Here is a 6649-nt window from a genome sequence, read left to right on the forward strand (position 1 = left end):
CAGCTTAGCCTTCCCATTTTTTGAAAATGAGACAAGCATTTACGCCGCCGAAACCGAAACTGTTACTCATCACAGTATTCAATTTTGCGTCACGTTTTTCAAGCACGATATCAAACGGTTTCGCGCCTTCATCCAGCTCGGTCACGTTGATGTTTGGCGCAATAAAGTCATTCTGCATCATCAGAACTGAATAAATCGCTTCCTGAACACCAGCAGCACCCAGACTGTGACCCGTCATTGATTTGGTTGAGCTGAGTGGAGGAACCTGACCTTCACCAAAAGCACGTTCCATTGCTTTAAGTTCTGTGATGTCACCCGCTGGAGTAGAAGTACCATGCGTATTTACATAGTCAATTTTATCGACACCGTGTTGTTTTGCTTCTTCTAAAGCCATTAGTACGCAACGCGTTGCACCTTCACCAGATGGTGCAACCATGTCGGCACCATCACTGTTTGCAGCATAGCCAACCACTTCAGCTAAGATATTTGCGCCACGCGCTTTCGCATGTTCCAAAGACTCAAGGATCACAAAACCACCACCACCGGCAATCACGAAACCGTCACGGTCTGCAGAATAAGGGCGTGATGCTGTTTCAGGGCTGTCATTGTATTTAGAGCAAAGTGCGCCCATCGCATCAAACAACAAGCTTTGTGACCAGTGATCTTCTTCACCGCCACCCGCCAGCATTAAATCTTGTTTGCCGAGTTGAATCAGGTTGTAGGCATAACCAATCGCATCCGCAGAGGTTGCACATGCACTAGTAATGGTATGTGCCACGCCTTGTAATTTGAATGCAACGCCAACGTTAGCCGTAATGGTGTTGGTCATATTACGTGGTACAAAGAAAGGGCCGACTTTACGCGCACCTTTGGTTTGCAATAATTCGTTCATTTCAATAACGGAAGCAGTTGAACCGCCACCTGAACCACCCGCGATACCATAACGTGGGTTGCCAGCTAAGTCTTCAACCTTTAAACCTGCATGTTCAACCGCAGCAAGAGCTGAGTTATATGCATACATCGCACATACACCCATAAAGCGTTTCAGTTTGCGGTCGATCCCATCGAAATCCTGCTCGGCTGCAGCACTGACATGACTTTTGAAATTGAGTTCAGCATAAGTCGGATTAAAACGTGTTCCTGAAATCCCGTTTTGTAAAGAATGGTTTACATCCTCTAATGTATTACCAATACATGAGTTAATACCCATGCCAGTGATGACAACACGTTTCATCTACAGATCCTTATAGTTTGCTCTATGCTCAGCGGCAGATATCTGGGTTTTAAAATCGCCCAATCCAGCGCTTAGCCTTATTTCATGATGGGGAACATGATAGCAGAAAGACTTTTGAAATCTTATGGCAAATGTTATGCCGTGTGACAGTCGGTTGAGTTTGTGAGTCGGCATGTAGGGGTTTTACTAAATGAAACAGAATAAAGTTGAGATAAACGCTGACTACACCTAGTATTTATACCAAATACAAGCACATGAATGCTGAGGTAAAAAATGGTAAATGCTAATAATAAACAATCTAATGGTCTGATTTCGAATGCCTTTGGAGTGGCGAAAAAGTTCAGTTCAACCGGATTGGATTTGTTGAATCATGTTGCGCCGGATTCGGTGACTAAAGCGCTGAAGCCTTCTAACTCCGATCAGGTGATTGACGGTTCGGCGAAGACGAAAAGCGCTTTTTCAGCTAAAAAATATGATAATCCTCAGCAAATGCTTCGCGAGCATCTTCCAAATGTCTCTCGTCAACTTCTCGGGCGCCGCTTTAATACCGTGAATAATGTCGCGCATTTTGTTTCTCCAGACTTAACCGAAAAAGTGTCTAACTACTTTTATGAGCGTCTGAATCAATTTAGTAATCAAACCAGTTCGGTTGATGCCATTCTGAATGAAGCTGGAGCGAAAGATTTAGAAGAATTGACTCAGGACGTCGACCGATCCAAGCGAATTTCACAGGCTTTAGGTGAACAAAACAAATGGATTGCGACGGTTCAGGGTGCAGTGAGTGGTGCTTCAGGGATGCTTGGCACCGCGATTGATATTCCCGCTTCTTTACTGATGGCGTTGCGTACCATTTATCAAGTCGGTCGCTCTTATGGTTTTGACCTGAGCAAAGAAGATGATCAGGAAATCGTCCAGCATATCTTTAGACAGATCGACCTGAGCCTGATTGCAGAAAAGCAAACCTTGTTATTGGGTTTAAAAGCGTTAAGTAATACCCTTAAAACTCATGATATCTCCCAGCTACAAGCCATGCTAGGTTCTGATAATGATGTCAGCGCTATCAAACAATGGCTAAGTCGTCATGAGGGAGAGGCTAAATGGGAATGGATGAATCATCTGCCAAAAATTTCGATTCTGGAGCGATTAACCAAACTAACGCCTCTGGCAAGTGCAGGTATTGGTGCAGTATATAGCCACCGTTTTGTCGAGGATGTAAATCAGAAAGCTCAAGAAGCATTCTCACATGCACGCCAATACCTGATTCAGCATCAGGATTCGCAATTGTCTCCTTATGCTGCCTATGAAAAAGCAGTCAGTTTGTTACAACAGGCAACTCCGAAACTCCTAAATGGTGCCTCTCACGACGTTGAGCCTGCGAAAGATAAGCCGATCATGGATAAAGATATTGCGATTGAGGGCAATAACACGATTACCCAAGTCAAGCTGGTCAAAAAAGAGCAGAATGATCTAAGCTCTGAAGAAGCAGAAGTGAAGAAAGATGAAAAGGTGAGTGAAGGGCTGGAAGCGCTTAACGATGAGTTGGTTGAACCTGCGGTAGATAAGCAGTCGCAACAACCCGCTTTAACCAAAACTTCATTTGATCCGGAAATCGAAGCTGAACTGCATCCAGAAGCTGCTGACGAGGCAGAAGCTGCTACAGAGACTTCACAGCAGGGCGTAGACGATCAAGAAAATTCGAAAACTGAATCTGAAGCTCAAGATGTGACTAAAAAAGTCAGTAAAAATTCAAAAAAATAAGCGAATTTTGAAGGTAAATAAAAGCAGGCAAATGTCGTGAGAAACGGTATTTGCTTGGCTTGAGTAGGTTGACCAATTTTGCATCTTGAATTACAATTGCATGCCCTCAAAAAGTAGTAGTTTTTTGGGGCTTTTTATTAACGGGAGAATTGCCAAATGGCAACAACAAATCAGTTGATCCGCAAGGGTCGTACGACTTTAGTTGAAAAATCTAAAGTTCCTGCGTTGAAGGCTTGTCCACAGCGCCGTGGTGTTTGTACACGTGTTTACACAACTACACCTAAAAAACCTAACTCAGCAATGCGTAAAGTTTGCCGTGTTCGCTTAACTTCAGGTTTCGAAGTTTCTAGCTACATCGGTGGTGAAGGCCATAACCTACAAGAGCACAGTGTTGTTCTTATCCGTGGTGGTCGTGTTAAAGACTTACCAGGTGTACGTTACCATACCGTTCGTGGTTCTTTAGACTGTGCTGGTGTTAAAGATCGTAACCAGTCTCGTTCTAAATACGGTACTAAACGTCCTAAGAAATAATTCGTTAAGAATTAAATTTTAAGAACGTAGAACCGCAATCCTTTATCGTCTCGCTTGTCTGATTTCTGCATTAATTTTGTGAAAATTCCAAGCGACGTATAGTAAGGCCAGCGAGTAGTACATGACACTTTGTACTCATGCTGGATAAACCTGAAGTGTCATCTTTATAGGTAGTTTAAAATGCCAAGACGTCGCGTAGTCGCTGCTCGTGAAATCCTTCCGGATCCTAAGTTCAGCAGCCAAACAATCGCTAAATTCATGAACCACGTAATGCAAGATGGTAAAAAATCTATTGCTGAAAGTATCGTTTACGGTGCTTTAGACCGCGTTCAAGAAAAATCTAAAGTAGACCCAGTTGAATTTTTCGAGACTACTCTTGAAAAAGTTCGTCCTATGGTCGAAGTAAAAGCACGCCGTGTTGGTGGTGCTACATACCAAGTTCCTATGGAAGTACGCCCATCCCGTCGTACTGCTCTAGCGATGCGTTGGTTAGTAGATGCTGCTGCTAAGCGTTCTGAAAAAACTATGGCTTTACGTCTTGCTGGCGAGTTGCTTGATGCATCTGAAGGCAAAGGCGCTGCGGTTAAGAAACGTGAAGATGTGCACCGTATGGCTGAAGCCAACAAAGCATTCTCTCACTACCGTTTCTAAGCAGATAAAACAGGCCCTATTCAGGAGGGTGATAAGACCGTCATGGTTTTGTCACCAAAGCGCTTTAAGTTGCTATGCAGCTTAAAGCGTCCTGTTTTAAACAACAAAATTTAGGAATGCTAGAAATCATGGCACGTCAAACCCCAATTTCTCGTTATCGTAACATTGGTATTTCCGCGCACATTGATGCGGGTAAAACCACAACTACAGAACGTATTCTGTTCTACACAGGTGTATCTCACAAAATTGGTGAAGTACACGATGGTGCAGCAACAATGGACTGGATGGAGCAAGAGCAAGAACGTGGTATTACCATTACTTCTGCTGCTACGACTACATTCTGGTCAGGTATGTCTAAACAGTTCCCTGAACACCGTATCAACGTAATTGATACACCGGGACACGTTGACTTCACAATTGAAGTTGAACGTTCTATGCGTGTTCTTGATGGTGCGTGTATGGTTTACTGTGCTGTAGGTGGTGTACAACCTCAGTCTGAAACTGTATGGCGTCAAGCGAACAAATACCAAGTGCCTCGTTTAGCATTCGTGAACAAGATGGACCGTACTGGTGCCAACTTCTTCCGTGTTGTTGAACAAATGAAAACACGTTTAGGTGCATCTCCAGTACCTGTAGTAATCCCTGTTGGCGCTGAAGAAAACTTCCAAGGCGTAATCGACTTGATCGAAATGAAAGCGATCATTTGGGACGAAGCTTCACAAGGTATGAAGTTTGAATACGGTGAAATCCCGGCTGAACTTCAAGAAACTGCTGAAGAATGGCGTACAAACATGGTTGAAGCTGCTGCTGAAGCTTCTGAAGAGTTAATGGATGAATACCTGAACAATGGCGATTTGACTAAAGAACAAATCGTTGCTGGTCTACGTGTCCAAACTTTGGCTTGTCAAATTCAACCAATGCTTTGTGGTACAGCATTCAAAAACAAAGGTGTTCAACGTATGTTGGACGCAGTAATTGAATTCTTACCGTCGCCTACAGAAGTTAAAGCGATTGAAGGTGTTCTTGACGATAAGGCTGAAACTAAAGCGATTCGTGAAGCATCTGACGAAGCTCCGTTCTCTGCACTTGCGTTCAAAATCATGAACGACAAATTCGTAGGTAACTTAACTTTCGTACGTGTTTACTCTGGTGTTCTTAAACAAGGTGATTCTGTTTATAACCCAGTTAAATCTAAACGTGAACGTATCGGCCGTATCGTGCAAATGCACGCGAACGATCGTCAAGACGTTGAAGAAATTCGTGCGGGTGATATCGCTGCGTGTGTAGGTCTTAAAGACGTAACTACAGGTGATACACTTTGTGATGAGAAAAATGTCATCACACTTGAGCGTATGGAATTCCCAGAGCCAGTAATTGCATTGGCTGTTGAACCAAAAACTAAAGCTGACCAAGAAAAAATGTCAATTGCTTTAGGTCGTTTGGCTAAGGAAGATCCATCATTCCGCGTTCGTACTGATGAAGAGTCAGGTCAAACAATCATCGCTGGTATGGGTGAACTTCACCTTGACATTATTGTTGACCGTATGAAGCGTGAATTCGGTGTTGAAGCAAACATTGGTAAACCAATGGTTTCTTACCGTGAAACGATCAAAAAGTCAGTTGAGCAAGAAGGTAAATTCGTTCGTCAAACTGGTGGTAAAGGTAAATTTGGTCACGTATACGTACGTTTAGAGCCAATGGATGCTGATGCTGGTAAAGACTACGAGTTCGTTGAAGAAGTTGTTGGTGGTGTAGTTCCTAAAGAATTCTTCGGTGCTGTGGATAAAGGTATCCAAGAGCGTATGAAGAATGGTGTCCTTGCTGGTTACCCAGTAGTTGGCATTAAAGCTACATTGTTTGACGGTTCTTACCACGATGTCGATTCGGACGAATTATCGTTCAAGATGGCTGGTTCTTATGCCTTCCGTGACGGTTTCATGAAAGCAGATCCTGTTCTTCTTGAACCTATCATGAAAGTTGAAGTAGAAACTCCAGAAGACTACATGGGCGATATCATGGGTGACTTAAACCGTCGTCGTGGTATGGTTCAAGGTATGGATGACTTGCCTGGTGGTACTAAAGCAATTAAAGCTGAGGTTCCACTTGCTGAGATGTTTGGTTACGCGACTCAAATGCGTTCTATGTCTCAAGGCCGTGCAACATACTCTATGGAATTTGCTAAATATGCTGAAACTCCACGTAACGTGGCTGAAGGCATCATTTCTAAATTCCAGTCTGGCGGTAAAAAAGGTGACGACGAGTAATCTTTCGATTACTATAAGCCCAAACTAATTCATAGTTAAAAACCAAGTGCTCATGCAGTGATCCTGCATGAGTAGTTTAAAAAGGAAGATCTCATGGCTAAGGCTAAGTTTGAACGTAATAAGCCACACGTTAACGTGGGCACAATTGGTCACGTTGACCATGGTAAAACAACTTTAACAGCTGCAATTGCAACTGTATGTGCGAAGAAAT

At 43.3% G+C, this 6649-nt stretch carries 6 protein-coding genes; 5 read left to right on the plus strand and 1 reads right to left on the minus strand.

Annotated features, from left to right (window positions below; translation table 11 throughout):
• Nucleotides 1-4 precede the first annotated feature (4 nt).
• Nucleotides 5-1234, minus strand: coding sequence for a beta-ketoacyl synthase N-terminal-like domain-containing protein (locus ACP7AK_RS12420; RefSeq protein ID WP_005247122.1), 1230 nt, complete (start codon nucleotides 1232-1234; stop codon nucleotides 5-7).
• A gap of 273 nt (nucleotides 1235-1507) precedes the next feature.
• Between ACP7AK_RS12420 and ACP7AK_RS12425 the strand changes: the two genes are divergently transcribed.
• The 5 genes from ACP7AK_RS12425 to ACP7AK_RS12445 form a co-directional block, all read left to right on the plus strand.
• Nucleotides 1508-2992 carry an EcsC family protein gene (locus ACP7AK_RS12425; protein WP_425880003.1) on the plus strand — a complete coding sequence of 495 codons (1485 nt, stop codon included), beginning with the start codon at nucleotides 1508-1510 and terminating at the stop codon, nucleotides 2990-2992.
• Nucleotides 2993-3148: 156 nt separating this feature from the next.
• A complete protein-coding gene (rpsL, locus tag ACP7AK_RS12430) occupies nucleotides 3149-3523 on the plus strand; it encodes a 30S ribosomal protein S12 (RefSeq protein WP_002050319.1) in 375 nt (124 codons plus the stop codon).
• Nucleotides 3524-3703: 180 nt separating this feature from the next.
• Complete coding sequence (gene rpsG, locus ACP7AK_RS12435) at nucleotides 3704-4174, plus strand: 30S ribosomal protein S7 (RefSeq protein WP_004279240.1); 471 nt, start codon at nucleotides 3704-3706, stop codon at nucleotides 4172-4174.
• 128 nt (nucleotides 4175-4302) lie between these two features.
• The gene (gene fusA, locus ACP7AK_RS12440) at nucleotides 4303-6438 is read left to right on the plus strand and encodes an elongation factor G (protein ID WP_004646111.1); all 2136 of its coding nucleotides are present in this window, start codon (nucleotides 4303-4305) and stop codon (nucleotides 6436-6438) included.
• Between the two features lie 93 nt (nucleotides 6439-6531).
• Nucleotides 6532-6649: GTP-binding protein (locus ACP7AK_RS12445; RefSeq protein ID WP_425879972.1), on the plus strand; the 118-nt coding region annotated here is incomplete at its 3' end.

The organism is Acinetobacter sp. TWP2-2-3, assembly GCF_049896445.1.
GTDB lineage: Bacteria > Pseudomonadota > Gammaproteobacteria > Pseudomonadales > Moraxellaceae > Acinetobacter.

Coding starts and splice junctions, on each gene's coding strand:
- ACP7AK_RS12420 (WP_005247122.1), bottom strand. CDS start 1,234: ATGAAACGTGTTGTCATCACTGGCATGGGTATTAACTCATGTATTGGT.
- ACP7AK_RS12425 (WP_425880003.1), top strand. CDS start 1,508: ATGGTAAATGCTAATAATAAACAATCTAATGGTCTGATTTCGAATGCC.
- rpsL (WP_002050319.1), top strand. CDS start 3,149: ATGGCAACAACAAATCAGTTGATCCGCAAGGGTCGTACGACTTTAGTT.
- rpsG (WP_004279240.1), top strand. CDS start 3,704: ATGCCAAGACGTCGCGTAGTCGCTGCTCGTGAAATCCTTCCGGATCCT.
- fusA (WP_004646111.1), top strand. CDS start 4,303: ATGGCACGTCAAACCCCAATTTCTCGTTATCGTAACATTGGTATTTCC.